Annotated in this window: 2 protein-coding genes; both read right to left on the bottom strand. The window is 71.7% G+C overall.

The window, feature by feature from the left end; translation table 11 throughout:
* Window positions 1–121 precede the first annotated feature (121 nt).
* Window positions 122–889, bottom strand: coding sequence for an SDR family NAD(P)-dependent oxidoreductase (locus AOK15_RS39420; protein WP_055523840.1), 768 nt, complete (start codon window positions 887–889; stop codon window positions 122–124).
* 130 nt (window positions 890–1,019) lie between these two features.
* Window positions 1,020–1,868, bottom strand: a complete 849-nt coding sequence (locus AOK15_RS39415; protein WP_055523838.1) for a DNA-formamidopyrimidine glycosylase family protein — start codon at window positions 1,866–1,868, stop codon at window positions 1,020–1,022.
* Window positions 1,869–1,970 lie beyond the last annotated feature (102 nt).

Genomic DNA, 1,970 nt, shown 5'->3' with positions numbered 1-1,970 from the left:
GGTTCAGGGGGAGCGTGGCTGATTCAGGTTGACTCGGGGGCTTGCGGGTGAGCCGGGCGTGGGGGTGAGCCGTGCGCCGGGCGTGGGGGCGCGTGGTAGCGCCTTGGGGGCCTCTCGGGGTTCACCATGGCATGGCGACGCCGCCGTTCGGGCGGATGATCTGGCCCGTGGTGAAGGACGAGGCGTCGGAGGCGAGGTGCAGTACGGCGTGCGCGATGTCGTCGGGCTCGCCGACCCGGCCCAGCGGTGACATCCGGGACATGAACGACTCGGTCCGTGCCTGTGCCTCGCTGTCGTGGCGGTCGGTCATGGGGGTCCGGGTCCACCCGGGCGCCACCGCGTTGACCCGGATGCCGTGGGGGCCGACCTCGGTGGCCAGGGTCTTCGTCAGCTGGACCACGGCGGCTTTGGTCACGCCGTAGCAGAGAAGCCCGGGGCCACCGGTGTCCACCGCGCCGGAGGCCATGGTGACGATGCTGCCCCGCGTCCCGTCGGCGATCATGTGGCGGGCCGCTTCCTGGCAGGCGTACAGCACGCCTTTGAAGTTGACCCTCCACACCCGGTCGAGGTCTTCGTCCCGAGTCTCCAACACGGGGCTGCTGTGCATGATTCCGGCGATCGCCGCCATCACATGGAGGCCGCCCTCGCAGGCGGCCACCGCCTGTGAGAGCCGGGTGCGGTCGGTGACGTCGACGTGGTGGATGTGGGCGGTGCCGCCCGTCTCCTTGATCAACGTGGCCGTCCCGTGCAGGCCCCGCACGTCGAGGTCCGCGCAGTGCACGGTCGCCCCGGCCTCGGCGAGCAGGACGGCCGAGGCGCGGCCGATGCCGCCGGCGGCTCCCGTGACGAACGCGGTGCGGCCGGACAGGTCGTACGCCTTGATGGGCATGCAGTGACCGTACGAGCGTTTCTGACGGGGCGTCAATTAGTTGGACCTGGGCGCTACGAGTCGTGAGTCGTGAGTTGTGAATCGCGAGGCGTGAGCCGCAGGGCGCCGGGGAGCGGGTCGGGATGCGCGGTCAGTTCGGGGTACGGCGCTGGGGGCGCGGGCGGGTCGCTCCGGGGGTGCCCGGTGCCGGGGCCGGGCCCTGTTGGCAGGTGGGGCACCAGTAGGTCGGGCGTTCGCGGGAGCCGTCGCCCTGGTCACCGGCCCGGATGGGGGTGTTGCAGCGCAGACAGGGGCGTGGCGCGCGGCCGTACACGAACAGGTCGTGGATGCGGAGGCCGGTAGTGCTGCGGATCGGGCGGTCACGGTTGGCTTCGAGGAGCTTCTTGGCGAGGGCCGGAAGCAGGGCGGCGCGGTCCTGCGGGAGTGCGCCGACGGGGAGCCATGGGGTGACACGGAGCAGGAAGCAGAGCTCGCTCTTGTAGACGTTGCCGATGCCGGCGAGATTGCGCTGGTCGAGGAGGGCTTCGCCGAGGGGGCGGGTGGGGTCGCTCTGGAGATTGGCGAGGGCCAGGTCGGGGTCCCAGTCGGGGCCGAGCAGGTCGGGGCCGAGGTGGCCGACGGCTCGGTGTTCGTCGGTGGTGCGCAGCAGTTCCAGGACGGGGAGGCGGTAGCCGACGGCCGTGCGGTCGAGGGTGCCCAGGATCGCGCGGATCTGGTGCGCCGGGCCGCCGGTCCAGCGGTCGCCGTTTCCGTACACCTTCCAGGAGCCGTCCATCCGCAGGTGAGAGTGCATTGTGAGACCGCCCTCGATGCGGGTCAGTAGATGCTTGCCCCGGGGGGTGACGTCGAGGACGGTGCGGCCGGTGAGGTCGGCCGTGGCGTACTTCGGCACGCGCAGGTCGGAGCGGTACAGCACCTGGCCGGCGAGGGCGGCGTGCAGCCGTTTCGCCGTCTGCCAGACGGTGTCACCTTCGGGCATGGGTCAAGGGTGGCACGGGGGGGGGGGTGGGTGCGGTTCTGCGCGGTTCGGTGCGGTGCGGCTCAGGCGCGGATGCGTAGGCCGCGGGGGGTGTCGATGAAG

Source organism: Streptomyces ossamyceticus (genome assembly GCF_001418475.1).
In the GTDB taxonomy this organism is placed as follows: Bacteria; Actinomycetota; Actinomycetes; order Streptomycetales; family Streptomycetaceae; genus Streptomyces; species Streptomyces ossamyceticus.
The sequence above is the reverse complement of the archived record's forward strand: the minus strand, read 5'-3'. Positions and strand labels throughout refer to the sequence as shown.